The sequence below is a fragment of the Eubacterium sp. F2 genome (assembly GCF_046244355.1).
Classification (GTDB): Bacteria; Bacillota; Clostridia; order Peptostreptococcales; family Anaerovoracaceae; genus Aminicella.
Genome location: NZ_CP176393.1, coordinates 878,308 through 904,232, shown reverse-complemented (window position 1 = coordinate 904,232; position 25,925 = coordinate 878,308). Strand labels below are relative to the sequence as shown.

At 52.1% G+C, this 25,925-nt stretch carries 16 protein-coding genes, 2 tRNA genes and 3 rRNA genes; 8 read left to right on the top strand and 13 right to left on the bottom strand.

The window, feature by feature from the left end:
* Positions 1-28: 28 nt before the first annotated feature.
* The 3 genes from ACI77B_RS03705 (at position 29) to ACI77B_RS03695 (ending at position 2,433) form a co-directional block, all read left to right on the top strand.
* Entirely contained in the window at positions 29-1,300 is a 1,272-nt protein-coding gene (locus ACI77B_RS03705) for a double-cubane-cluster-containing anaerobic reductase (RefSeq protein ID WP_409337428.1), read from the top strand.
* Between the two features lie 87 nt (positions 1,301-1,387).
* The gene (locus ACI77B_RS03700; protein WP_409337427.1) at positions 1,388-1,642 is read left to right on the top strand and encodes a DUF3343 domain-containing protein; all 255 of its coding nucleotides are present in this window, start codon (positions 1,388-1,390) and stop codon (positions 1,640-1,642) included.
* Positions 1,643-1,644: 2 nt separating this feature from the next.
* Entirely contained in the window at positions 1,645-2,433 is a 789-nt protein-coding gene (locus ACI77B_RS03695; protein WP_409337426.1) for an acyl-CoA dehydratase activase, read from the top strand.
* A gap of 130 nt (positions 2,434-2,563) precedes the next feature.
* Here ACI77B_RS03695 and ACI77B_RS03690 read toward each other — a convergent pair whose 3' ends face one another.
* The 5 genes from ACI77B_RS03690 to ACI77B_RS03670 all read right to left on the bottom strand — a co-directional run bounded on the left by ACI77B_RS03690 (position 2,564) and on the right by ACI77B_RS03670 (position 9,016).
* The gene (locus ACI77B_RS03690) at positions 2,564-3,466 is read right to left on the bottom strand and encodes a selenium metabolism-associated LysR family transcriptional regulator (RefSeq protein WP_409337425.1); all 903 of its coding nucleotides are present in this window, start codon (positions 3,464-3,466) and stop codon (positions 2,564-2,566) included.
* Between the two features lie 3 nt (positions 3,467-3,469).
* Positions 3,470-5,374 (bottom strand): selenocysteine-specific translation elongation factor, encoded by a 1,905-nt coding sequence (gene selB, locus ACI77B_RS03685; protein WP_409337424.1) that lies wholly within the window; start codon positions 5,372-5,374, stop codon positions 3,470-3,472.
* A gap of 69 nt (positions 5,375-5,443) precedes the next feature.
* Complete coding sequence (gene selA, locus ACI77B_RS03680) at positions 5,444-6,838, bottom strand: L-seryl-tRNA(Sec) selenium transferase (protein ID WP_409337423.1); 1,395 nt, start codon at positions 6,836-6,838, stop codon at positions 5,444-5,446.
* A 526-nt stretch (positions 6,839-7,364) separates the two neighbouring features.
* Positions 7,365-8,714: a D-serine ammonia-lyase gene (locus ACI77B_RS03675; protein WP_409337422.1), complete on the bottom strand. Its 1,350-nt coding sequence runs from the start codon at positions 8,712-8,714 to the stop codon at positions 7,365-7,367.
* Between the two features lie 205 nt (positions 8,715-8,919).
* A tRNA-Sec gene (locus tag ACI77B_RS03670) sits at positions 8,920-9,016 on the bottom strand.
* Positions 9,017-9,389: 373 nt separating this feature from the next.
* Here ACI77B_RS03670 and selD point away from each other — a divergent pair.
* From selD to ACI77B_RS03655, 3 genes are all read left to right on the top strand, one after another.
* On the top strand, positions 9,390-10,427 hold the full coding sequence (selD, locus tag ACI77B_RS03665; RefSeq protein WP_409337421.1) for a selenide, water dikinase SelD: 1,038 nt from the start codon (positions 9,390-9,392) through the stop codon (positions 10,425-10,427).
* Positions 10,428-10,957: 530 nt separating this feature from the next.
* Positions 10,958-12,547: a phosphoenolpyruvate carboxykinase (ATP) gene (gene pckA / locus ACI77B_RS03660; RefSeq protein ID WP_409337420.1), complete on the top strand. Its 1,590-nt coding sequence runs from the start codon at positions 10,958-10,960 to the stop codon at positions 12,545-12,547.
* A 268-nt stretch (positions 12,548-12,815) separates the two neighbouring features.
* The gene (locus ACI77B_RS03655; RefSeq protein ID WP_409337419.1) at positions 12,816-13,727 is read left to right on the top strand and encodes a LysR family transcriptional regulator; all 912 of its coding nucleotides are present in this window, start codon (positions 12,816-12,818) and stop codon (positions 13,725-13,727) included.
* Between the two features lie 87 nt (positions 13,728-13,814).
* Here ACI77B_RS03655 and rrf read toward each other — a convergent pair.
* The 5 genes from rrf to ACI77B_RS03630 all read right to left on the bottom strand — a co-directional run bounded on the left by rrf (position 13,815) and on the right by ACI77B_RS03630 (position 19,287).
* Positions 13,815-13,931, bottom strand: a 5S ribosomal RNA gene (gene rrf, locus ACI77B_RS03650).
* Positions 13,932-14,015: 84 nt separating this feature from the next.
* Positions 14,016-16,900, bottom strand: a 23S ribosomal RNA gene (locus tag ACI77B_RS03645).
* Between the two features lie 204 nt (positions 16,901-17,104).
* A tRNA-Ile gene (locus ACI77B_RS03640) sits at positions 17,105-17,181 on the bottom strand.
* 35 nt (positions 17,182-17,216) lie between these two features.
* Positions 17,217-18,732 (bottom strand): 16S ribosomal RNA (locus ACI77B_RS03635).
* The 16S, 23S and 5S rRNA genes sit together here with 1 tRNA gene alongside, the layout of an rRNA operon.
* A gap of 348 nt (positions 18,733-19,080) precedes the next feature.
* Complete coding sequence (locus tag ACI77B_RS03630) at positions 19,081-19,287, bottom strand: hypothetical protein (RefSeq protein WP_409337418.1); 207 nt, start codon at positions 19,285-19,287, stop codon at positions 19,081-19,083.
* A gap of 784 nt (positions 19,288-20,071) precedes the next feature.
* Here ACI77B_RS03630 and ACI77B_RS03625 point away from each other — a divergent pair.
* Entirely contained in the window at positions 20,072-20,287 is a 216-nt protein-coding gene (locus tag ACI77B_RS03625) for a hypothetical protein (RefSeq protein ID WP_409337417.1), read from the top strand.
* 501 nt (positions 20,288-20,788) lie between these two features.
* Positions 20,789-21,634, top strand: a complete 846-nt coding sequence (locus ACI77B_RS03620) for a fibronectin type III domain-containing protein (protein WP_409337416.1) — start codon at positions 20,789-20,791, stop codon at positions 21,632-21,634.
* Between the two features lie 495 nt (positions 21,635-22,129).
* Here the strand turns inward: ACI77B_RS03620 and ACI77B_RS03615 are convergent, their stop codons facing one another.
* The 3 genes from ACI77B_RS03615 to ACI77B_RS03605 all read right to left on the bottom strand — a co-directional run bounded on the left by ACI77B_RS03615 (position 22,130) and on the right by ACI77B_RS03605 (position 25,922).
* Positions 22,130-23,482 carry an MATE family efflux transporter gene (locus tag ACI77B_RS03615; protein ID WP_409337415.1) on the bottom strand — a complete coding sequence of 451 codons (1,353 nt, stop codon included), beginning with the start codon at positions 23,480-23,482 and terminating at the stop codon, positions 22,130-22,132.
* A gap of 11 nt (positions 23,483-23,493) precedes the next feature.
* Positions 23,494-24,975 carry a hypothetical protein gene (locus ACI77B_RS03610; protein ID WP_409337414.1) on the bottom strand — a complete coding sequence of 494 codons (1,482 nt, stop codon included), beginning with the start codon at positions 24,973-24,975 and terminating at the stop codon, positions 23,494-23,496.
* Positions 24,976-25,067: 92 nt separating this feature from the next.
* Complete coding sequence (locus ACI77B_RS03605; protein ID WP_409337413.1) at positions 25,068-25,922, bottom strand: bifunctional 5,10-methylenetetrahydrofolate dehydrogenase/5,10-methenyltetrahydrofolate cyclohydrolase; 855 nt, start codon at positions 25,920-25,922, stop codon at positions 25,068-25,070.
* Positions 25,923-25,925: the final 3 nt, after the last annotated feature.

Here is a 25,925-nt window from a genome sequence, read left to right as displayed (position 1 = left end):
CGTTACAGAGATACAAGGAGAAAGATAAATGGCTGACTACAGAGAAATGTGGAAAGAGCTCGGCATGGACGTCGAGAATCATGACAACCTGTGCGCGGTCCTGCCGCAGGCAATCGGAGACGTATTCCTGTCTCAGAAAAACAGGCCGGAGAAAATGGATTACTTCGATTTCGTCATTGCCGAGGTTCACGGCGTACGCCCGGCTGAGCTGAAAAAATTCAGAGAGGAAGGCGGAAAGGTCTTCGGCACATTCTGCACCTACGTACCAGATGAGGTAATCTTCGCTGCTGGCGGAATCGCAACCGGCCTGTGCGCAGGTTCTCAGTTCTGGGTACCGGGCGGCGAACAGGTTCTTCCTGCCAATGTCTGTCCTCTGATCAAGGCCAGCGTCGGCGCCCGCCTGACCAGAACCTGCCCGTTCTTCCGTCTGGCCGATATGTACATCGGCGAGACAACCTGCGACGGAAAGAAGAAAGCTTATGAAATTCTGTCTCAGGACGTTCCGATGCACATCATGGACCTTCCGCAGATGAAGCGCCCAGAAGACATCGAGAAATGGGCCGGCGAAATCAAGACGCTGATTGCCAGGGTTGAGGAAGTCACCGGAAACAAGATCACCGCCGCTGCACTGAAGAAGAACATCCACCTGATCAATGAAAAGAGAAAGGCCCTGATGCGCCTGTACAAGCTGCGCCAGAACCCGGTTGTTCCAATCAGCGGAACGGATGTCCTCCTGATTTCCCAGATCGCCTTCTACGACGACCCGGCACGGTTCACCCAGAAGGTCAACGAGCTCTGTGATGAGCTGGACGAGCGCGTAGCCAAGGGCATCTCCGCCGTTCCTGAGGGCAGCAAGAGAATCATGATTACCGGCACCCCGATGGCCGTTCCAAACTGGAAGATGCACAACATCATCGAGACTTCCGGCGCGGCAATCGTCTGTGAAGAGACCTGCACCGGCACCCGCTACTTCGAGAATCTTGTCGACGAGTCCGGCGAGACCCTGGACGACATGATCCACGCACTGGCTGAGCGCTACATGAAGATCAACTGCGCATGCTTCACACCGAACACCGGAAGAATCGACGACATCAAGCGCCTCGCCAGAGACTATCACGCAGACGGCGTCATCGATATCCACCTGAAGTTCTGCACAACTTACGATGTAGAAGACTACTTCGTCGAGAAAGAGATGAAGAAGGACGGAACCCCGTTCCTGGAGATCGAGACCGACTACACCGACAGCGATTCCCAGCAGCTGAAGACCAGAGTCGAGGCCTTCATCGAGATGCTGAGCTAGTGAATCAGACAAAAACAACAAGCAAGAAAAAACAGCCGGCGCTCAGTCCGGCTGTTTGCATCTGCCTGAAAAAGAAAGGAGCCGGATATGGATACAGAACAGCAGCTGCATTACTATATCCTGTTTAAAAATCACACAGACGGGACCGCCATGTATCACGCTCTGAAATCTTCCGGCCTGAAGGCGCAGATCGCCCCGACGCCGCGCCAGCTCAGCGTCTGCTGCGGCGTTTCTCTGATCATCCAGCCGGAAGAAATTCCGGAAATCCGGAAAATTGCAGAAGAACAGCAGCTGGATTATGTTAAAATAGAGAGCGTGAACAATCCATTTAAGAGGGGGTAAACATGTATTACATTGGCATAGATATCGGCTCTACCGCATCCAAAGTATGCGTACTTCCGCCGAAGGAAGGCGCAGCGGAAGACATCATGCGCTGTGAAGTTCTTCCGACCGGATGGAGCAGCAAAGTTACATCCGCATCCATCAAAAAGCAGCTGGAGCCTTACCTGAACAGCGAAGAGGGCTGCCGGACCGTCGCAACCGGATACGGCCGCATTTCCGTCGACTACGCGGATAAGGTCATCACAGAGATTTCCTGCCACGCAAGAGGCGGATTTGAGCTCGCCGGAAAAGACTGTTCCGTTATCGACATCGGCGGACAGGACACCAAGTTCATCAGCGTCCACAATGGAAAAGCCATTGATTTCCTGATGAACGACAAATGCGCTGCCGGAACGGGAAAATTCATTGAGGTCATGGCCAACCGCCTCGGCGTCACGATCGAGGACATGTTCGAGCTGGCCGAGGAAGGCCATGCGAACGGGCATCCGGTTTCCATCAGTTCCCTGTGTACCGTATTCGCTGAATCCGAAGTCATCAACTACATGGGAGAAGGCAAGGATAAGGAAGACCTTGCCGCCGGCATCATCCAGTCCGTCGCGCTGAAGGTCGCAACCCTGGTCCAGCGCCGCGAACTGCAGGACTACGTCATCCTGACCGGAGGCCTGAGCCAGAGCCATTTCCTTGCTTCCCTGCTCTCCAGTGAACTGCACACAGAAGTTCATCCGATGGAAAACGGCCGCTTTGCGGGAGCTCTGGGCGCTGCCCTTCTGGCAAAAGAAAAACTCCAGTAAGAACAGCAAGTGACAAAAGGTGCAAAGTTTACCACTGTTTTATCAGACGAAAAGGGGCGGGATTTTGCAGAATCCCGCCCCTTTTTCCTATTCATTTTATTTTTCAGGCCCGGAAACGAAAGACACCGGCCTATTTGAACTTGCTCATGACGAACTCACGGAAGCTGACAGCCGCCGGCGCCATGGCAATGGTCTTATTCCAGATCATGTAGAATTCACGTTTCAGGTTCAGTTCATCATCCGCGAAACGGAACATAATGAAATCATCGTTTTTCTGGTTTTCTGCAACGGAACGCGGGATAACCGATACACCCACGCCTGCCGTTACACAGTGGCAGACTGCATCCAGGCTGTTTACGGAAGCGGCAGAGTTCAGATGCAGACCGTGCTGTTCATACACCCGCTCTTCAAACGTGCTGCGTGTCGCAGATCCGCCTTCCCGCAGAACGAAAGGCTCGTGGATAAAATCTTTATAGGAGATGGACGCAGATTTTTCGCGGAGAGCCCGGTATTTCTCCTGATTCGGCGTGATGACCACAGATTCGTCTCTGCAGAGCAGCGCACGGCCGATATCTGCATTTCTGCGCTTGCTGCCGACGAATCCGATTTCTCCCCGGCCACCGGCGATGCTCCCCCAGACCTCTTCACTGTCCGACTCATTTAAGAAGAAACGGACATTCGGATGCTCAGAGCGGAATTCCGCCATCATGGACGGCGCAATGAATTCCGCCGGAACACTGGATGCTTCAATTGTCACGATTCCTGAAACGTCCTTGACGAAGGCATTCATTTCCTGCATCGCTTTTTCTCTGGTGTTCAGCATATCCGTCGCGTATTTATAGAAATCCGCGCCCTCTGTCGTCGGAACAGATTCTCTTCCGCGGCGCTCGATCAGTTTCACGCCCAGCTCTCTTTCCAGCGCCTGAATGTGCGTGCTGATGGTCGGCTGTGTCAGAAATGCAGCGTCTGCCGCCTTGGAAAAACTGCGATATTTAACGACATTTACAAATGCTTCGATCTGCTTAAAATCCATCTTTTACCCTCTTACTCTCGCATCGCCGATTTTTACGGTGATATGCTGACGATCCCAATACTCTAATATAATCATGGCATACTTTCTGGACGCATGAATCAGATCGCGGAATTCCGCCAGGGTGATCTGTCCCTGCCGGTCTACAGTCTCCGTCATGGCATCCAGCGCTTTCTGATAAAACTCCGGATCCATCAGGTTCTGGCCGTCCAGTCTGACCAGGTCTCCGGAGCCTGCCATGGCGTCCAGAACGTGACGGGCAAGCTTCGGGTCACGCTCCTCTTTCAGCACCTGATCCTGAGACGGCATTTCATAGCCGGCCTCTTTATAGACCTTCTTCATGCGCGTTCTGATCTTCTCCATCTCCGGAGTGAACTGCACCTTGAAGTCCGCCAGCGCCACTGCATTGGCCTCTTCTCTGATTTTTCCGGCATCCAGCATGCACTGGCCGATCCCCTGCCCGGCCTGCTTGTCCTGAATGCGCAGATCCTTCATCAGACGGGAATAGAATTCTTCTTTCAGCATTCCCGGCGTCAGCGGATTCTTCTCATGGAATGCGGAAAGGATCTTCTCCCCGGCTTCATAGGCACCATCCAGATAAACCACATGCATGAGATATTTCCCGACGATCTGAACCTTCTTTTCTTCGATCAGCTTTTCCACGATGTCATGACACTGATCTCTCCCGATTCTCAGCCGGGCCGCCAGTACCGGCTCTGTAAGCAGCTGGGCGCTGCCTTCCAGAATGTACTGCTCGGCGATGTCCTTCATCTCACCGTGATCCTTGATTTCCAGAGCATGAAGAACGCTGTCGCGGTTTCTCTTATGCTTGGCCGGATGTGCGTCCAGAATACGGCCTCCTCCGATGGTCACGACCGGAGAATAGAAACGGACGATAAAGCGGTCTTCTCTCTTGAACGCCACTTCCTTCTCAAAACGGATCTGCGCATAGCAGGTATCTCCCGGCTCCGCCGCGTCACGGTCCAGCAGGACGAGTTTTCCGATTACCTCTGTCGAGCCGCAGTAGAAGTGCACTCTGCTGTTGTTCAGAACCTCATACTCGATATCATCAAACAGTTCCAGATAAATATCCGCCATCATGGATGGTTCCAGAGAGTCCGGATAAGCCAGCACGTCTCCCCTGTTCAGCTCTTCTTTGCCGATTCCCGCCAGGTTAAGCGCCGTTCTCTGCCCCGCAAAAGCCGCATCCACGGATTCATTGTGCACCTGGACATTGCGGACCTTCACCTTGCGGTCTTCCGGAAAAATCTCGACTTCGTCGCCCTTGCGGATGGTTCCCTCGATCAGTGTTCCAGTGATAACGGTTCCGTAGCCCTGAATCGTAAATACACGGTCGATCGGCAGACGGAACAGCTCTTCTGCGTTGTTTTTCAGAAGCGCATCGTCAATCTGCGATACAATCAGCTGCTTCAGCTCTTCAATGTGATAGCCCTCAAAAGCAGCAACTTCAATGCTCGGCGCGTCTTCCAGGAAAGTCCCCTTAACCAGCTCCCGGGTATCGTCCTCCACCAGCTGAATCCAGTCCTCATCGTCCACCATGTCGCGCTTGGTAAACACGATGATTCCGCGGCGGATACCCAGCATGTCCAGGATGTGAAGATGCTCGACCGTCTGCGGCATGACGCCCTCATCCAGCGCCACGACCAGAAGAACCATGTCGATTCCGCCGATTCCCGCCAGCATGTTGCGGATGAACTTCTCATGTCCCGGCACGTCGATGATACTGATGTTATAGTCTCCGCAGATCATGTCCGCGAATCCGTTTTCAATTGTAATTCCGCGCTTCTGCTCTTCCTTCAGACGGTCCGTGTCCGTCCCGGTCAGCGCGCGGATCAGACACGTCTTTCCGTGATCGACATGCCCCGCTGTTCCGACAATAATATTTTTCATGTATGTCTGCCCCTTATTCCTGTTACGACTCTGTATTCTCTGTATTTTCCGGCCTCTTCATCTGCAGTATTAACGCCCTGCGATTCTGCCCAGCTTTTCGGCGGCCTCTTCCCGCTCTTTTCCGGTCATCGTGCGGACGTCGAACAGAATGTGGTCATGCACAGTCCGTGTTACGATCGGAAGAAGGCCCTCACGCAGTTTCTCATCCAGTTCCTTCTCACTGAAAGACGGATGCTTCAGCGCAACGCCGAATCCCGGAAGTTCGGTTCCCGGCGCGGATCCGCCCCCGACCAGTCCCGTGGACTCGACAACCTCAGCCTCATAGCCCGCGTCAAGCGCCTGAATTCTCTGCAGCAGGTCTCTCGCCTCCTGACGCAGAAGCTCCGGATCTCTCGTCAGCATGTTCAGAACCGGAATTTCTTCTTTTGCCTTTTCCTCATCGAAATACGTATTAAAGGTCGCTTCCATTGCGGAAAGGGTCATCTTGTCAACACGCAGAACTCTTGCCAGCGGATGTTTTTTCATCTTATCGATGATGCTCTTCTTTCCGACGATGATTCCGCCCTGCGGACCGCCCAGCAGCTTGTCTCCGCTGAACAGCACGATGTCCGCGCCATCCGCCAGTCCGGACTTGATCGTCGGCTCCATGATGCCGTACTCCTCCAGATTCACCATCAGACCGCTTCCCAGGTCATACAGCAGCGGAAGATCATACTTATCCGCCAGCCCGCGCAGTTCCTTCACGGACACATCATCGGTAAAGCCGACAACCTTGTAGTTGCTGGTGTGCACCTTCATCAGTGCACCGGTGTTTTCATTAATCGCCCGCTCATAATCATAAAGATGCGTCTTATTGGTGGTCCCGATCTCTTTCAGAAAGGCGCCGCTGGTCTCCATGATCTCCGGAACACGGAATGATCCGCCGATCTCGACCATTTCTCCTCTTGACAGGATGATCTCTTTGCCTTCTCCCAGCACGGCCAGCGCCAGCATCGTAGCCGCAGCATTGTTATTCACAACCATGGCCGCTTCCGCGCCGGTGATCCTCTGAATCAGCTTCTCGCAGTGCACGTGGCGGGAGCCTCTCTTTCCTGCAGCAGGATCATATTCCAGCGTCGAATAGCTGTCCGCCGTATCCATCACGGCTTCCTTCGCCTTCTCACTCAGACGCGCCCTTCCCAGATTGGTATGGAGCACCACGCCTGTCGCGTTAATGACACGCCGCAGGGACGGCATTCCCGCCCGCTCGATCCGCTTGAGAACCATTTCCACCGCCGCGTCATGCGAGACATCGCTTTCCTCAAGCTTGTCCCCCCGCAGAATCGACTGACGCATCGCATTGACTGATTCCCTCACCGCGTCCGCCGCCTGCTCATGCGCAAGTCCCGCAGCCGCCTGCTGCACTCTCTCATCGCTTAAGATCTCATCCACCTTAGGCAGTTTCCGAAGAAGTTCCTGATTCATGATTCCGTTCTCCCGTCATGTTTTTATGCGCGGAATTTCCTAGTAGATTTCTTTGTTAAAACTCTGCGCATCTATTTATTTCCAGTATACTATAGATGATCGTAAATAAAACTATTTCTCATCAATAGTACCACCATATATTCGATAATTCAATAACAATCTCCGCTTTAAATTTACTCTTTCAATTCTTTTTGACAAAACAAAAGCGCCAGAGTGTGCGCCGTTCTGGACATTCCGGAACTTTATGCCGGTTCTGACTCCGGTATTTCCCTGTATACAATTTTTCTATTCCATGTATTCCTCTATATGGGTATACCCCATTATTATTACCGTATTTATCCCGAAACAAAAATCCGTACTGCATTACAGAATCCATTCTATAACGCAGTACGGACACCCTTTCATCGGGCAGATTACCGATATAGTATAATCACGATTATTATATTTTATGCAATATCAAAACTGAAATTCCTGTATTTTTCTGCTTACGCCAGGGAAATTTCGCTGCATTCCCATCGGGATTTTCCTATTTCAGCGACTCTGCTTTCTTTACATAGCTTTCACGGACTTCATCCGGAACCAGGCTTCCGCCAGTTGCCCAGACCAGCTGAACCGCATTTTTCATTTTATCGGCAAGGCCGTTCTTCTGGATATACTCCGCCGTTTCTTCTGCCGCGAGCAGATTCCGCGGTCCGGTGAACATCGCGCAGGCCGACGGCTCCAGAAATACCCCTTCCGTATCCAGAAGGTCTTTCATATATCTGTACAGATCATCATCCTGCAGCGTAAATTCACCGCTGAGATGCGGCTCCATAACCGATCCTACGAATCCCGACGGACGTCCGACCGCGAGGCCGTCTGCCTCGGTCAGTCCGCTCAAGCCGATATCTGTAACCGCAATCTTATTCTGCAGTCCGGTCATCATGCCCAAAAGCATGGCCGGAGCCTGTACCGGCTCGACAAAGAAGCAGTGCACGTTATCTCCGTACTTCTGTTTCAGGCCAAAGGCGATTCCGCCCGGCGCACCGCCTACACCGCACGGAATATAGACAAACAGCGGATGTTCCCCATCCACCGTGATCTCCTGTTTCGCGAACTGCTTTTCCAGTCTCGATGCTGCGACTGCATATCCCAGGAACAGATTCTGGGAATTCTCATCGTCCACAAAATAACTCTTCGGATCCGCATCAGACAGGGCGCGGCCTTCTTTTACCGCTTCCCCGTAGTCCGCCTGATATTCCTTTACGGTTACACCGTGCTTCCGCAGAAGATCTTTCTTCCACTGCCGCGCATCCGCCGACATATGCACAATCGCCTTATATCCGATGGCTGCGCTCATGATGCCGATACTCATGCCTAGATTTCCCGTAGATCCGACCTGAACCGTGTAAGCCGAGAAAAACTCCCGGCACTCCGGTCTGGCCAGCTTGTCATAAGGATCTCCCTCTTTCAGGAGACCATGTTCCAGAGCCAGATCTTCCGTGTGCTTCAGAACCTCGTAAATTCCGCCCCTTGCCTTTACCGATCCGGCAATTGCCAGGGCATTGTCCTGCTTCAGGAACAGTCTTCCCGGAATCTGCACCTGATACTTTTCTTCCATGTGTTTCTGCATGTCCGGAATCGCCGTCAGCGGAGACTCGATGATTCCATTCGTCTTCTCCGTTTCCGGGAAGCATTTCATAATCAGAGGCGCAAACCTCTTCAGCCGCTCCTCTGCATCCCGAATGTCCTCCGAAGTCAGTTCCTGCTTTTTCACCGCTTCTGCAAAGGGCAGCTTATGCGGATTGACCCAGACCACATCCTTCGCGGCTTCCAGGTCCTTCAGTTTCGGGTTCTCCTCTTCCAGCTTCTTCAATTCCATGCTGTTCATCGTCATTCTTCTTCAGCTCCTTTCAGATGGAATTCTCTTACTATTTCTGCTGTTCTCATTCTACCACAAAGGGAATGCGCAAGTCTCTTCTTTCCCTTTCACGGGGCGGTCTGTCTGCGGAGGACTGCACGGGAAAACACCGCTGCGCGTTGTATCCAGAGCAGAGAAAAAGCCGCAGCCGGAAATTCTCCGGATACGGCTTCATCAGATCTGGCGGGAGTATGTGGGAATTGAACCCACCCGAGAGGCTCCTAACCCCTCACATTGGTTTTGAAGACCAAGAGGCACACCAGCACCTATCTACCCCCATGTATTTGTTTTTCGCACTCAATCATTATATTTTCTGCATTCCCGCTTGTCAATCTGAAATTTTGAAAAAAACCTGTTTCCTTGCAGATTTTCCTTTTGTCCTATAAGCAGAAATCTGCACTTTTAAGAATAGTAAATAATGGAATAAGCAAAAAAGAAACAATAAGAGAAAATCGCGGCTTTCAATTGACAAGACTGCGTTCTGTTAATACAATTGAACGACTGGATTGAGCAAAATCGTTTACCGCGCAAGCGGTCCGGGTATCTATTTTCAGTAAGCAGAAGCCCGCACGGGCACCGCGCGGATGCTTCTGATCGTATACGAAAATGCAACTGCAGGACAGATTCTGCAGCAGAAATAAGGAGGAACACATGTCAGAGACAAAATTAACCGAACTTACAACCCACCGCGGCTGAGCGGCTAAAGTGGCGCCTGACGCCCTGTCGCAGGTTCTGCGGCAATTACCAAAATTTAATGATCCTGATCTGCTGGTTGGATTTGATACTGCGGATGATGCTGCTGTATATAAAATCAATGATACGACGGCGCTGATCGAGACTGTGGATATCTTCCCGCCTGTTGTGGACGACCCGTTCGATTACGGAAGAATCGCCGCAGCCAACTCTCTGAGCGATGTCTACGCCATGGGCGGACAGCCGAAGCTCTGCATGAATGTGCTGGGCGTGCCGGAATCCATGCCGGTTGACGTCACCGGAGAAATCCTGAAGGGCGGATATGAGAAGGTCAAGGAAGCCGGCGCAATCATCTGCGGCGGACACACCGTCCACCTCTCTGAGCCGGTTTACGGACTCTGCGTCAGCGGATTCGTACACCCGGACCACATCCTGCCGAACAGTGAAGCCCAGAACGGCGACGTCCTGATCGTCACCAAGCCGATCGGCACCGGAATCCTGAACAACGCCATCAAGGCCGACCTCCTGACGGACAGCACGATCAAGGAACTGACCGAATCCATGGCCATGCTGAACAAGTACGCGGCAGAGCAGCTCGACGATTTCCACGTCCACGCCTGCACCGATATCACCGGATTCGGCATCCTCGGCCACGTCTACGAGATGGCGGCCGGCTGCCACAGACGCATCCGTCTGGACAGCACAAAAATCCCATACCTGCCGCAGACACTGGAAATGGCAGAGATGGGAGTCGTTCCTGCCGGCGCCTACAACAACCGCAAATGGATCGGCGGAGCTGTGCAGTTCTCCGAGAATGTTCCGCTCAGCGTCCAGGATGCCCTCTTCGACCCGCAGACCTCCGGCGGCCTGATCATCGCCGTTCCGGAAGACGAGGGCGAGAAGCTCCTCCGACGCATGAAGGATACCGTTCCATACGCCGAACTGATCGGAACCGTATTTGACGGCATCTGCCATCAGCCGGTCGAAGTTGTGTAAGAGCCTCCCGGCCTCCCTGCATGCTCCGGACAAAAACCAACGCGCAAGAGAACACGCTTTTGCCAGTTTTGCGGCCTTCCGCGCTTCTGACAAAATCCGCACGCGCAGGAAGACACGGATCATAAAATCTTAAAACGAGAAACAGGCTCCTTCTGCACATCGAGATGCAGGATGGAGCCTGAACCTTTATCCTGCAAATATAGTCAAACAATTTAACGTACAATCTTGTAATATACAGTTTATTATCTAACTAAAGCTGCCTATCTCAAACCCTCCTTTCAGTAATATTTTTCTCAGCCGCATTTTACAGTTTTTATGTATACAACAGCTTTTCCCCTTGAAAGTTTGTATTTTGTCCTGTAAAAATCCTGCTATATCAAGAAAATATGAAAGAACCCTCAGGGAAATGTATATCTGAATTGCGGTTATTAAAAAAGTGCGTTAAAATATAAGGTAGAGATTTTTCAGAATTTATAAATTCAGACGGACAGCCCCGTCCGCCCGGATCGATTATTCAAGGAGGATAATAAATGGAAAGCTACGGATTAGAAAAGCTGGGAATCACTACCCCAAATGTTTACAGAAACCTGAGCCCGGCTGTTCTCGTAGAAAAGGCACTGGAAAGAAAAGAAGGCGTGCTGACAGACACTGGTGCGCTGGCAGTTAACACCGGAAAGTACACCGGACGTTCCCCGCATGACAAGTTCATCGTTGATACGGAAGGTGTTCACGACCTCATCGACTGGGGAAAGGTCAACGTTCCGACAACGCGCGAGACATTCAACGCAATCAAGGAAGAACTGATTAAATACCTGTCTGCACAGGAAGAAGTCTTCATTTTCGATGGTTTTGCGGGAGCAGATCCAAAGTACACACGCAAGTTCCGCATTGTCAACGAGCAGGCATCACAGAACCTGTTCATTCACAACCTGCTGATCCGCCCGACGGAAGAGGAACTGAAGAACTTCGGCGACGCTGATTTCACCATGCTGGTTGCGCCGGGATATAAGTGCGATCCGGAGAAATTCGGCATCAACTCTGAGGCAGCGATCATGATCGACTATGAAGCGCACTTCATTATTATCGCAGGCTCCGCGTACTCCGGAGAGATCAAGAAGTCCGTATTCAGTACAATGAACTTTGTGCTGCCGGTCGAGGATAATGTCCTGCCGATGCACTGCTCTGCGAATATGGATCCTGAGACAGGTGACACGGCTGTATTCTTCGGTCTGTCCGGAACAGGAAAGACCACACTGTCTGCCGACCCTGCAAGGAAGCTCATCGGCGACGACGAGCACGGCTGGTCCGACAACGGCATTTTCAACTTTGAGGGCGGCTGCTACGCAAAGTGCATCGACCTGAAGGAAGAAAGCGAGCCGGAGATTTACCACGCCATCAAGTTCGGCGCGGTTACCGAAAACGTTATTCTGGATCCGGATACCAGAAAGCCGGATTACGCCGACCGCAGCCTGACAGAAAACACCCGTGTAGGATATCCGGTTGAGTTCATCTCCAACTCCCAGATTCCGGGATACGGCGGAATTCCAAAGGTTGTCATCTTCCTGACTGCAGATTCCTTCGGTGTTCTCCCGCCGATCTCCAGGCTGGACAGAAATGCGGCGATGTATCAGTTCGTAACCGGATTTACGGCAAAGGTTGCCGGAACAGAGCGCGGCATCACCGAGCCGGTTCCGACCTTCTCCACTCTGTTCGGACAGCCGTTCATGCCTCTTGGTGCTGAGAAATACGCACAGATGCTGGGCGAGCGCCTGGATAAGTACGGCACACAGGTTTACCTGGTCAACACCGGATGGTCCGGAGGCCCTTACGGAACAGGCAGCCGCATGAAGTTGAAGTACACCAGAGCAATGGTTACCGCCGCTCTGAACGGAACACTGAATGACGCCGAGTTCGTCCATGACGACCGCTTCAACGTCGATGTTCCGCAGTCCTGCCCGAACGTTCCTTCCGAGGTTCTGAACCCGAGAGACACATGGGCAGACAAAGATGCCTATGACAAGCAGGCAGACCGCCTTGCCGAGATGTTCGTCAAGAATTTCGCCGAAAAATATCCAAACATGCCAAAGGAAATCGCTGAGGCAGGCCCGAAGGCAAAATAAGTATCATTTTGAAATATTAAGCAGATTATTCTTTTAGAAGCTTACCGGAGTATGGGAATCCCGTGCCCCGGTTTTTCTTTCTGTTTTTCCGCACATCAATTGTTTATGAATCCTTGTATTTGCATACAGGAAAATGACTGTGTATAATTAGACTATATTCTATCATCAAAAATATTAATCGTTCACCGGAATAAATGTCATCGTATTCTATATCCGCCAAAGCGGGAGATTCACCCAGACGGAGACCGTAAAGGGAAAGGAGCCGCCAATGTTAGACCTGAAAAAACTGAAATACCTGACCGCAATTTATAAATACGGCAGTTTTACACAGGCCAGTAAGGAACTGTATGTTTCACAGCCGGCTATTTCCGCTGCGATAACGAGTCTGGAAAAGCAGCTCGGTGTGGAACTCCTGACCAGAAATTCCAAGAATGTGAATTTCACGGCAGCTGGTGAGAGGTTTATCATCTATGCCCAGCATATTCTGCAGGAGTGTGAAAAAGCCGAACAGGACATGAAATACATGTCACAGACCTATGCGCAGACACTGCGTCTGGGGCTCTCGCCATCCCTGTCGCACTATCTGCTGCCATACCTGTACGAGACATTCTTTTCAAGCCGGAAACAGGCGCAGATCCAGATTTTTGAAGGGACGATGAGCAACCACATCTCCATGATCAGAGACGGGAGCCTGGACCTGACCTATAATGCCCTGCCAAACAGTCCGATAAAGGACATCGAGACCATAAAAATAACCAGCGCCCAAGTTTACGCCATTCTTCCAAAAAAACACAAACTGGCCGCATACCCGAAAATCGATATCGAAATGCTAAATGGAGAGTCCGTCTCCCTTCCCGATAAAAACTCAAAAATCTATCCGCTGATGATGCTGGAATTTCAAAAAAAAGGCGTTGTACCCCGCACAATTTCCAATCACGAGCAGATTATCTGCATGTTCGACATGGTAAAATACGGAAACTATATCTGCTTTGCAAACCGGGACGCCTACCAGCCGCTGCTCGATGAAAATTCCGATATCGTGGCAAGACCGATGTCCGAGCCGATTCAGTTTGACATCGGATTTATCATGAACAAGTCCACACCGATGCCAAAAATCGGCCAGGAACTGATCGAATACACCAGAAATACCACCGATAAGTGGCTGAATCATGAGGATTAAAAAAGAGCTGTCAACAGACGAATCTGCTGACAGCTCTCTGCTTCATGAGAAATGATAAACATGAAACGAATAAATACTTTAGAACCGAACCGGCGGTGTCCTACTTTCCCAGGCGGTCTCCCACCAAGTATCCTCGGCGCTGGGGAGCTTAACTTCTGTGTTCAGGATGGGTACAGGTGTGTCCTCCCCGCCATCACGGCCGGATTTCTTCTTTGAAGACTTGCGTGCCTTCAAATCCAAACAAAATGCTCCTCTCACTCTGCTCTGCCTTTTCCTTTTCGCGGCCTTCCGGCCAAGCTTTCGGTTGATTAGTATCGGTCAGCTCAGGATGTCACCATCTTTACACCTCCGACCTATCGACGTGGTAGTCTCCCACGAACCTTACCTTACGGGGGAGATCTATTCTTGTGGCGGGCTTCGCACTTAGATGCTTTCAGCGCTTATCCCTTCCCCGCGTAGCTACCCGGCTATGCTCCTGGCGGAACAACCGGTACACCAGAGGCGAGTCCGTCCCGGTCCTCTCGTACTAAGGACAGCCCCACGCAGATCTCCAACGCCCACAGCGGATAGGGACCGAACTGTCTCACGACGTTCTGAACCCAGCTCGCGTACCTCTTTAATGGGCGAACAGCCCAACCCTTGGGACCTACTCCAGCCCCAGGATGAGACGAGCCGACATCGAGGTGCCAAACACCCCCGTCGATGTGAACTCTTGGGGGGTATCAGCCTGTTATCCCCAGGGTAGCTTTTATCCGTTGAGCGATGGCCCTTCCACTCGGTACCACCGGATCACTAAGCCCGACTTTCGTCCCTGCTCGACCTGTATGTCTTGCAGTCAAGCTCCCTTCTGCCTTTGCACTCTTCGCGCGATTTCCGTCCGCGCTGAGGGAACCTTTGGGCGCCTCCGTTACTCTTTTGGAGGCGACCGCCCCAGTCAAACTGCCCACCTGCCACTGTCCCGGTACCGGTTTACGATACGCGGTTAGAACCCCAACACTGCAGGGGTGGTATCCCAACGATGGCTCTGAGTATACTGGCGTACGCTCTTCTCAGCCTCCCACCTATCCTGTACATGCAGCGCCGAGGCTCAATATCAGGCTGCAGTGAAGCTCCATGGGGTCTTTCCGTCCTGCTGCGGGTAGCCGGCATCTTTACCGGCACTACAATTTCACCGAGTCCATTGTCGAGACAGTGCCCAGATCATTACGCCTTTCGTGCGGGTCGGAACTTACCCGACAAGGAATTTCGCTACCTTAGGACCGTTATAGTTACGGCCGCCGTTTACTGGGGCTTCAGTTCCGTGCTTCGATTGCTCTGACACTTCCCCTTAACCTTCCAGCACCGGGCAGGCGTCAGCCCCTATACTTCAGCTTTCGCTTTCGCAGAGACCTGTGTTTTTGGTAAACAGTTGCCTGGGCCTTTTCACTGCGGCTTGCTTTCGCAAGCACCCCTTCTCCCGAAGTTACGGGGTCATTTTGCCGAGTTCCTTGACAATGGTTCTCTCGCTCGCCTTAGGATTCTCTCCTCATCCACCTGTGTCGGTTTGCGGTACGGGCACCTCAGTCCTCGCTAGCGGCTTTTCTCGACGGCGTGAATGTCACTGCTTCCGGATCATTCTCCTCCCCATCACGACTTGGTTCCACACCTGCGGACTTCCCTGCAGCTGCTCCCTCATCGCTTGGACGTACTCAACCAACGGTACGCTCAGCTCATCCTTCCGTGTCCCCGCTTCACTCAAGCAGACCTCGGTGGTACAGGAATCTCTACCTGTTATCCATCGCCTACGACGCTCGTCCTCGGCTTAGGCCCCGACTTACCCTGAGTGGACGAACCTTCCTCAGGAAACCTTGGATTTTCGGCGGGCAGGATTCTCACCTGCCTCTCGCTACTCATGCCAACATTCTCTCTCCTGCACGGTCCACGATCGCTTCCGCTCTCGCTTCTGCCTGTGCACGATGCTCCCCTACCATAATTTCTTATCCGCAGCTTCGGTATCAGACTTTAGCCCCGTTTATCTTCGGCGCAGAGTCACTCGACTAGTGAGCTATTACGCACTCTTTGAATGAATGGCTGCTTCTGAGCCAACATCCTAGCTGTCTGTGCAACCCCACATCCTTTTCCACTTAGCCTGTATTTTGGGACCTTAGCTGACGGTCTGGGCTGTTTCCCTTTCGACCATGAAACTTATCTCACATAGTCTGACTCCTGCAGTTGATACTCCGGCATTCGGAGTTTGATAGTTTTTGGTAACCGGTGAAGGCCCCTCGAACATTCAGTGCTCTACCTCCGGGTATCATCGCTGCAAGGCTAGCCCTAAAGCTATTTCGGGGAGAACCAGCTATCTCCGGGTTCGATTGGAATTTCACCGCTATCCACACGTCATCCCAACCTTTTTCAACAGATATGAGTTCGGCCCTCCATGCCCCTTTACGGGCACTTCAGCCTGCACATGGATAGGTCACCCGGTTTCGGGTCTACAGCATACGACTTTCGCCCTGTTCAGACTCGGTTTCCCTTCGGCTCCGCTGCTCCAGCAGCTTAACCTCGCCGCACACCATAACTCGTTGGCCCGTTCTACAAAAAGTACGAGGTCACTTTCGCTCCCTCCGATTGTAGGCATAAGGTTTCAGGTTCTATTTCACTCCCCTCCCGGGGTCCTTTTCACCTTTCCCTCACGGTACTGTTCTCTATCGGTCACTGGGTAGTATTTAGGCTTGGAGGGTGGGCCCTCCTGCTTCAGACCGGGTTACACGTGTCCGGCCCTACTCTGGATCCTCATCTGTGAAGACTGCATTTCAAGTACGAGACTCTTACTCTCTCTGGTGAGCATTTCCATACTTCTTCCTCTATACATTCTCCATCCTTTATGAGTCCGCAACCCCAGAGACAAGTCTCTGGTTTGGCCTCTTTCCCGTTCGCTCGCCGCTACTTGGAAAATCGATGTTTCTTTCTCTTCCTCCGGGTACTTAGATGTTTCAGTTCCCCGGGTTCCCTCGTAATGAGCTGTCTTTCTCACTCATCCGTATCCTGTCATTACACAGGATGGGTTTCCCCATTCAGAAATCTGTGGATCAGCGGATATGTGCTCCTCCCCACAGCTTTTCGCAGCTTGTCACGTCTTTCTTCGGCTCCCAGTGCCAAGGCATCCACCTTATGCCCTTTTTCGCTTGGCCTCTTTGGCCCGCGTTTGGTTCGCTTTCGATCTTTGTCAATTTACTCTTGATCTTTTGCTTTCTGGCTCTCGGTTGAAATCGTAGATTACCCTTTTCACCATATCTCTATGCTGATATTGATATTCTCGATCTCTTTTCTATGATGCATTGTTTGATTCGCATTTTGTTCGGTTTTCAAGGTACATATCACATCCTTCGATGTGATGGTGGGCTTGGGTAGGCTCGAACTACCGACCTCACGCTTATCAGGCGTGCGCTCTAACCGGCTGAGCTACAAGCCCATAAAAACTCATAGACAGAAAATCAGTCTCCCTAGAAAGGAGGTGATCCAGCCGCACGTTCTCATACGGCTACCTTGTTACGACTTCACCCCAGTCACCGGTTTTGCCTTAGGCAGACATTGTCCGACTTCGGGCACCCCCGGCTTCCATGGTGTGACGGGCGGTGTGTACAAGACCCGGGAACGCATTCACCGCGGCATTCTGATCCGCGATTACTAGCAACTCCGACTTCGTGCAGGCGGGTTTCAGCCTGCAGTCCGAACTGGGACCGGCTTTAGGGGTTTGCTTGAGATCGCTCTTTCGCTTCCCTCTGTGCCGGCCATTGTAGCACGTGTGTCGCCCAGAACATAAGGGGCATGATGATTTGACGTCATCCCCGCCTTCCTCCGGGTTATCCCCGGCAGTCCCGTCAGAGTGCCCAACTTAATGATGGCAACTGACAGCAAGGGTTGCGCTCGTTGCGGGACTTGACCCAACATCTCACGACACGAGCTGACGACAACCATGCACCACCTGTCACTCCTGCTCCGAAGAGAAGGGGAACATTACTTCCCCGGTCAGGAGGATGTCAAGCTCTGGTAAGGTTCTTCGCGTTGCTTCGAATTAAACCACATGCTCCGCTGCTTGTGCGGGTCCCCGTCAATTCCTTTGAGTTTTACACTTGCGTGCGTACTCCCCAGGCGGAGCACTTAATGCGTTTGCTCCGGCACCGAACTCTCTCGAGCCCGACACCTAGTGCTCATCGTTTACGGCGTGGACTACCAGGGTATCTAATCCTGTTTGCTACCCACGCTTTCGTGCCTCAGTGTCAGTTTCAGTCCAGAAGGCCGCCTTCGCCACCGGTGTTCCTCCTAATATCTACGCATTTCACCGCTACACTAGGAATTCCGCCTTCCTCTCCTGTACTCAAGCTGAACAGTTCGCAGGGCGGTTCACGGTTGGGCCGTGAAATTAAACCCCGCGCTTGCTCAGCCACCTACGCACTCTTTACGCCCAGTAATTCCGGATAACGCTCGCCCCCTACGTGTTACCGCGGCTGCTGGCACGTAGTTAGCCGGGGCTTCCTCCTCAGGTACCGTCATTTTTTTCTTCCCTGAGGACAGAAGTTTACGACCCGAAGGCCTTCCTCCTTCACGCGGCGTTGCTGCATCAGAGTTTCCTCCATTGTGCAATATCCCCCACTGCTGCCTCCCGTAGGAGTCTGGACCGTGTCTCAGTTCCAATGTGGCCGTCCGCCCTCTCAGGCCGGCTACCGATCGTCGCTTTGGTAGGCCGCTACCCTGCCAACTGGCTAATCGGACGCGGGCCCATCCCTCACCGATAAATCTTTGGCCTTTCGATCATGTGATCAAAAGGCATCATGGGATATTACTCGAAGTTTCCCTCGGCTATCTCCCTGTGAGGGGCAGGTTGCCCACGCGTTACTCACCCGTCCGCCGCTCTCCATGACTCTCGTCAACCGAAGTTTCTGATTGCCATTTCCCGCTCGACTTGCATGTGTTAGGCACGCCGCCAGCGTTCATCCTGAGCCAGGATCAAACTCTTCGTTAATATTGTATGTTAAAGCATCTCTGCTTTATCATCCTTAGAATTCATCCTTTTCCTCAGAACGAAGCTTAGCTTTGTTCTGCTGAAATTACTGTTTTCTTTCGGAAATTGTCGTGAACCTCTTAAGGTTCTTCGCATTCGCTTTCGCGTTTGCATTCTTTGTCTTGACTTGCATTTCCTGTCTATGCAGTTTTCTATGTTCATGCCCGCTCTCTCGAGCGAACTTCTATATCTTACCGCCTGCAGTCAACTTTGTCAACACTATTTTTTACTTTTTTGATTTTATTTTTTATGCGTCCATTCTGCAGTCCCGGAAGGCCTCTTGCGGCTGTCCCTTTTGTCGACAGAGTCTTATACGATCAGGAACTTGCGGATGATCAGAATGCCGATTACGGCAACCGCCGACAACATAAGAATGATAACGGTACGCAGCACGCGCGCGCCTGTGGTCAGGTTTCCGTCCGGCCACGCGGTCTTAAACAGTTTCCAGAACAGCAGCGCCGGCAGTCCAACAGCCAGCAGGTAGAACAGTATGATTACGATGATTCTTGCTTTCACGATTTTCCTCCATTATACACGAAGGGCGGCGCGTGGTTTCCCGCCGTGCCGCCAAGGTCTGCATTCCTCTATCTCCTCTCCATCATACACCATTTCACGCGGAGGGGGTACAATTTTCTGATGGCGCTGCCGATTCACAGAACGTTTCCGGCATAAATCACCGGACCGGAGAGCGAACCTTCTCAGGGAGAGAACGTTCTGAAGCACTCGCAGATACAGATCGCCCCGGAGCATAGCTCCCTCCCCGATGCGGCAAAAGTTACCCTTGTCAAGGTGAATGCCGGGACCGATGCCCCAGTCTGATATGTACTCACATTTCAAAATACAATTGTACAATTTTCAAAAAAATATATACATTTATCCCCCCCAGTGCTAAAATTGAGTTGCGATATTTTTATGGTGTCTGTACATGAACTAACATCTTGACACCGCCGGCCATTATTTCTGAAAGGAACGGAAGCGGGGTCCCCCGCTGTTATGTATGATGAAGATGAGCGTTTTACATTTACAATCTAGTCATCCTGACATCTACACCGGCAGAAACGGGACGTGTAACCGTTTCATGTCGCTTCTTTATGATCTTTACGCGCGATTTCTGCGCGTTCATCAGGTTCTGCGTGATTATATCCGATATATAAGAAGAAAACGCCTGCTGGCGGAGCATGGGCCTCCCGCGCTTCTGGCCGGGCGTTCTGTTTGATGCTGTTCAGAATCCTCGGCGCAGGCAAAACAGCACCTCTATCACCTATATTATGATTTGATTTACATTATTAAGGAGAGAATTATGGTAAAGAAGAAACTCGCCGTCCTCGGACTGGCGGCCGTAATGACCGTTGCGTTCATGCCGGCCATGGCGTTTGCCGACGTAACTGCACCTGCTGCCTCAACTACGCCTAACACGAATCAATCTGAGAACAAGGTTGCCTCACTTACAGTTGATGGACAGACAACAACCTATTCGTCTCTTGTCAGTGCCTTCAATGCTGTTCAATCGGGATAAACTGCAACCATTACGCTGCTCTCAAACACGAATGGCTCTGGATTATTTTTGAAAGCTGATCAGAATAAAAACATTACTATTGATTTCAACAATCATACATATAACATGGACGGCACCGCAGTTGGTTCAACTGGAACAGAGTCACAGTGTTTCCATCTTGAAAAGGGAAACAGCGTCACACTCAAAAACGGAACCTTATTAGCTACTTCTCCAAACGCCGCAATGATAATTCAGAACTATTGTGATCTTACATTGGACAATTTTACAGTTGATGGCTCCAGCAGTTCGACAGTATCGTATGGACTTAGCAACAACAACGGTAAGGTCTCTATTACAAATTCCACAATCAAGGTTACTCCAGGTAAAATCGCTTTTGACGTTTGTGCAACTACTAATTATCCAGATGGAGCACAAGTAAGTGTTTCTAATTCAAATATCATCGGAAATATAGAATACGATATTTGGGGCGGAACACCGGAAACAAACAAGGTAAGCTTAACAATGACAGACGACACAGTGGACGGCAACTGGCAGATCCAGCAAGGATATGACCAAGTTGCAGCAGAAAAATTCACCGTTGTCAGCGGATCATACTCTGCAGATCCATCGCCATATGTTAAAAATACGTCAACAGCGCAGGCTACCGTCACCAACGGCAACTCCACCACTTACGCTGTCGGAGAGGAAGATATCCAGAAAGCTGCTGAGGATTCCAGCAACGCAGTAACCATCACAAAGGGCAGCGTTTCTCTGACCGGCGCCAACGCCAAGATCGTAAACGATGCCAGTAACAAAGGTACGGTTACCGTAGACGGAACAACCGTCAAGGCAGGTGACAGCGTTCAGCCGAATGCCGCGCAGACCATCGCAAACCTGAAGAGCGAGATTGCGTCTCTGAAATCTCAGCTCGCACAGGCGCAGGCATCTGCTTCAAGCGCACAGAGCACATCCAATGATTCTGCCCGCCAGATCACACAGCTGAAGAAAGACCTCGCTGACGCTCAGGCGCAGCTGAAAACTGCACAGGAACAGGCCGCTTCCCAGGGAAGCACGCTGACTGCTCCGGCAAAAATCACCAAACTCAAGGTAAAAGCCGGCAAGAGATCTGCCAAGCTGACTTGGACTGCGCTGAAGGACAACGCAACCGGTTACCGCATCTACCGCAAGACCAAGGGCGGAAAATATGCTAAGGTAAAGACGATCACAAAGGCCTCCACCGCTTCCTGGACCAACAAGGGCCTGAAGAAGGGCAAAACTTACTATTACAAGGTAAGAGCCTATAAGTCCATCACCAGCGGTGAACTCTGGGGTACATCCTCCAATACCGCAAAGGCAAAGGTAAAATAAGATATCTTCCACTATCTGTGGCAAGTAAGCATGAAATGGGGCGGCTGCCCTGGCTCAGATGAGCACGGGCAGCACCCCTTTTTCTGTGCCTGCTGATCGTTCCATTGCGGGGGCTTTGCGAATTGTATCGTATCATCACGCCCTGCGAATCATTGTGGAAGCTCAGATTCATCCGCCGCAGTTTTCATATTCCACACAGAGGAAAAATCCCCACTCAAGACGATCAATAAAACGATGAATAAAATTCGGCGTTGCCATTCGCGGATTTTGCTGTATTTCTGAAACGCCCGGGAGAAGTTCTGAAAATTTTATTCTGGAATTATAGAATAATCATGGTTGCTCAACGGATTGAAGCGCGCACATTTTAATTGCGTACATGCAGAGTGGCCCCTTGCATTACAGCCCCGCCCCGCGCTGCAGGGACATGCTCTGCTGCGCGGGGCGGCTTCTGTTCTTTATTCACTCTTCAGGGGAATGTCGTTTTGCTTGCAGATCCTAGGCGATTACCTTCCGGCGTCTCAGCACGATGTAGGCGGCCAGTACGATGACGGCGGTAACGGTCCAGCTTCCCGGATAGGTGGCCATCAGCATGCTGAAGGTGTGGGTGTGGGCGAAGAGGGTGTAAACCCACAAGATTCGGACACCGCAGATGCCGAACAGGGTCGACAGGGCCGGAACGAGGGAGTAGCCGTAGCCTCGCATGATGTCGGACAGGACTTCGATGAAGGCGTTGATGACTTCTCCGCCGAGGATAAATTTCAGGCGGATGATGCCGGTGGAAACTACTGCAGGATCTGTGTTAAACAGGGCCAGCAGCGGTCTGCCGAAGGTCAGCAGCAGGATGGATGTTGCGCCTGCGGCGATGAGATCCTGGAAAAGACAGATCCAGGATACTTTTTTACAGCGGTCCGGAAGGCCGGCGCCGTAGTTCTGGCTGATGAAGGTGGTGCCGGTCTGGCCGAAGGAGGTTACGATATAGTATTCGAAAATCTCAATGTTGAAGGCCGCCGCGGATGCTGCCATGACGGTGGAGCCCAGACTGTTGATCGCGGACTGGATGCAGATGTTGGACAGGGAGAAGACCATGCCCTGCATGCCGGCAGGAACACCGATGCGGAGAATTTCTTTCAGAATTTTTCCGTCGATGCATAGATCGCGGAAGCGGACATGCAGCGGACCTGTATGACGGCGCAGAATATGCAGCATCAGTCCGGAGCTGATGCAGTTGGAAACAACGGTTGCTGTCGCTGCGCCGTTAACATTCATATGAAGAACGATGACGAAAAACAGATTCAGGCCGAGGTTGATGCAGCCTGCCATAAGCAGACAGAACAGCGGAGTCCTGATATTTCCCTGGCTTCTGAAAATCGCGGATTCAAAGTTATAGAGCAGGATGACCGGCATGCCGATCAGATAAATCCTCAGATACAGGAGTGCCATGCCATAAATGTCATTCGGAACACCCAGGAGCCGTACAACGGGCCCGGCGAGAAGTTCTCCGATCAGAATCATGCCGAGGCCGCAGATGACGGACACCAGGATCGATGTATGCACCGCGCGGTGTACAGCATCTGGATCTTTCTGTCCGGTAAACCTGGCAATGACGACGTTTGCACCCATGGAGATTCCAATAAACAGATTCAGCAGCAGGCCGATCAATGCGCTGTTGCTGCCGACTGCAGCCATGGCGTTTTTCCCGACGAAGCGTCCGAGTACGGCGACGCTGGTAGCGTTAAACAGCTGCTGCAGGATTCCCGTCATGGCCAGAGGGATCGCAACCTTCAGCATCTTATTCCCCAGCGTGCCATGAATCATATCTACGGATTTCTTTTTGCTCTTTTCTTCCATAAAACTCCTTCTTACATCAGCTGCAGAATCGCTGTCGTCTCGGACATGACGTCTTCTGCGTTGATAGATTTATCATGGATGCTGTCTTTTTCAAACAGACCCTTCAGTGCTTCTGGAACTTCTGTTCCCATCATCTCTGCCAGTGCATCGACCGCCTGAGCCGGATCGGTCTCCGGTTTTCCCAGCGCGTTCAGCACAATCTCTGCGGATTTCAGCGGACTGACGGTTCCGAGGATCACTGCCGCGTGATCGTCGCTGCTGTCGTCCTGATAAACCCGAAGAGCGGCGGATGCTGCCGCGGCATGGGGATCGAGGATGACCTGCTCCTCTTCACAGGCACGTTTCATTTCCTCTTCCACCTCCTCGTCGCTGACGCAGCTGCAGAAGAATTTCGCATCCAGTTTTTCCTTCATCTCATCCGTGATGTCGTATCCGCCCATCCACTGAATGGAATTCATGTAATTGGCTGTGGCGGATGTGTCGCCTCCCGTCAGTTCATAGAGCAGGCGCTCCAGATTGGTCGGATCGGCGATGTTCATGGATGGAGTCTCCGTCTCTGTGAATTCAACATCTGCGTCGTAGCTTCCCTCTTCCATAAAAGTCGGGAGGATGCTGTTTTCATTGCAGGCGAGGACGATCTTTCCCAGCGGCAGTCCGAGTTTTTCCGCGTAAACGGCGGCGATGGCTTCTGCCAGGCTTCCCGTCGGGATGCTGAGCGTAACCGGCTCACCGGCCTGCACCCTTGCTCCGTGTACCATTTGTCCGTAAATATAGAACAGATTGGCGGTGTACGCGGCGATGACGCCGATGTTTCCTGTGCCTGCCGTGCTGAATCGGAAGCCGTTGTTGGTGAGTCTCTCCTGGTATTCGACATTGTTCAGCAGCTCACGGACGTTCAGCTGGGTGTCCGGCTCGCCGCTGCGCACACCTGCGCCGTGGAGGTTAAAGCCTTTCTGTACGGCGGTCAGTTTCTCCTGGACCGGGGTTACGCCCTCTTTCGGGGAATAGACGATGACTTCCATGCCCGGCATGCCGGAAAATGCGTGGAACACCGCCGCGCCCTGGTCGCCCTCTGACGCACTGAGGACCGCGAGCTTTTCTTTCAGGCCGTTTTTCCGTCCGCCGAGGATGATCAGCTTCGGAAGGAGCATCTCGCCGTAATCGCGCTGGGACAGCGTCGGTCCGTGATACAGTTCTGCCAGAGCGGCATTTCCCATACACTTCAGTTCTACAGGGTGCTCTGAATCGAACGCGTCGTCCGGGGTCTCTGCAATTACGCTCTGCAGCTCTTCTTCTGTATAATCATCCAGCATGGCGTGAAGCACACGCGCCTGCAGCTCTTCATAGCTCATCTCCGCAAGTCTGCTGAAATCGATGTCCAGCGGCGTCAGATCCGTCGGGACGTAAAGTCCTCCGTAGGTGCCGATTCCGTCAAGCACGGCCTTCGATGCCGGTACTTTCTCTCCGCCTCTGGTACTGATGTATTCTGCCATAATTCCTCTCCTTATCGTTTGTTATTTCTACAGCGAATCCATCTCTGTTCCCTTCCCCTGATTTAGCTGTTTTCTGCAGCTCTGTTGATGATTTACTTATTCTGCGTGCTTTCTGCCGCGGTCACGACATGATCCATCAGGACGGTGGACGTTACGGTTCCCACACCGCCCGGCACTGGTGTAACAGCGTCCGCGATCTCCAGCGCGGCATCGTAATCCGCGTCACCGCACATTTTTCCGTCAGCGCCGACATTTACGGCCACATCCACAAGCGTCTGGCCGCTGCGCAGGCAGTCTCTGGTCACGGTTCCCGGGTGACCCGCCGCTGCCACGATGATATCCGCATTCTGGCAGATTTCCGGCAGATTTCTGGTCCTGCTGTGACAAATCGTAACCGTCGCATTCTGCGACAGAAGCAAGAGGGAAACCGGTTTGCCGATCACCTGGCTTCTGCCGATCACTACCGCGCGTTTTCCTTCCATCGGAATTTCAAAATGCTTCAGCAGGCGGATGCAGGCTTCTGCCGTGCAGGGCGCGAATCCTTTTCCGGATCCGGTGTACACCCCTGCCTGGGATGCATCGGTGATGCCGTCTACGTCTTTATCCGGTGCGAGTGCCGCGCGTACCGCATTGTCGTCGATCGTTTTCGGAAGCGGACGGAAAATCAGAATCCCGTGAACAGAAGGGTCCTGATTCAGCGCATCAAGTTCCTTCAGAAGTTCTTCCTGGGTCAGATCCTCCGGATAGACGCAGGATTTCACCAGCACGCCGGTTTTGCCCGCCCGCTTGGTCAGTCCCCGTTCATAAGCGAGATCATCCGGACGCTCTCCCAGGCGGACAACGGCCAGTTCAGGCTGAATGCCCTGTGCCTGCAGTTTTTCCGAACGCTGTTTTACTTCATCGTTTAACTGCGCGATGACTTCCTTTCCCTTTAATACTTTTGCCATTGC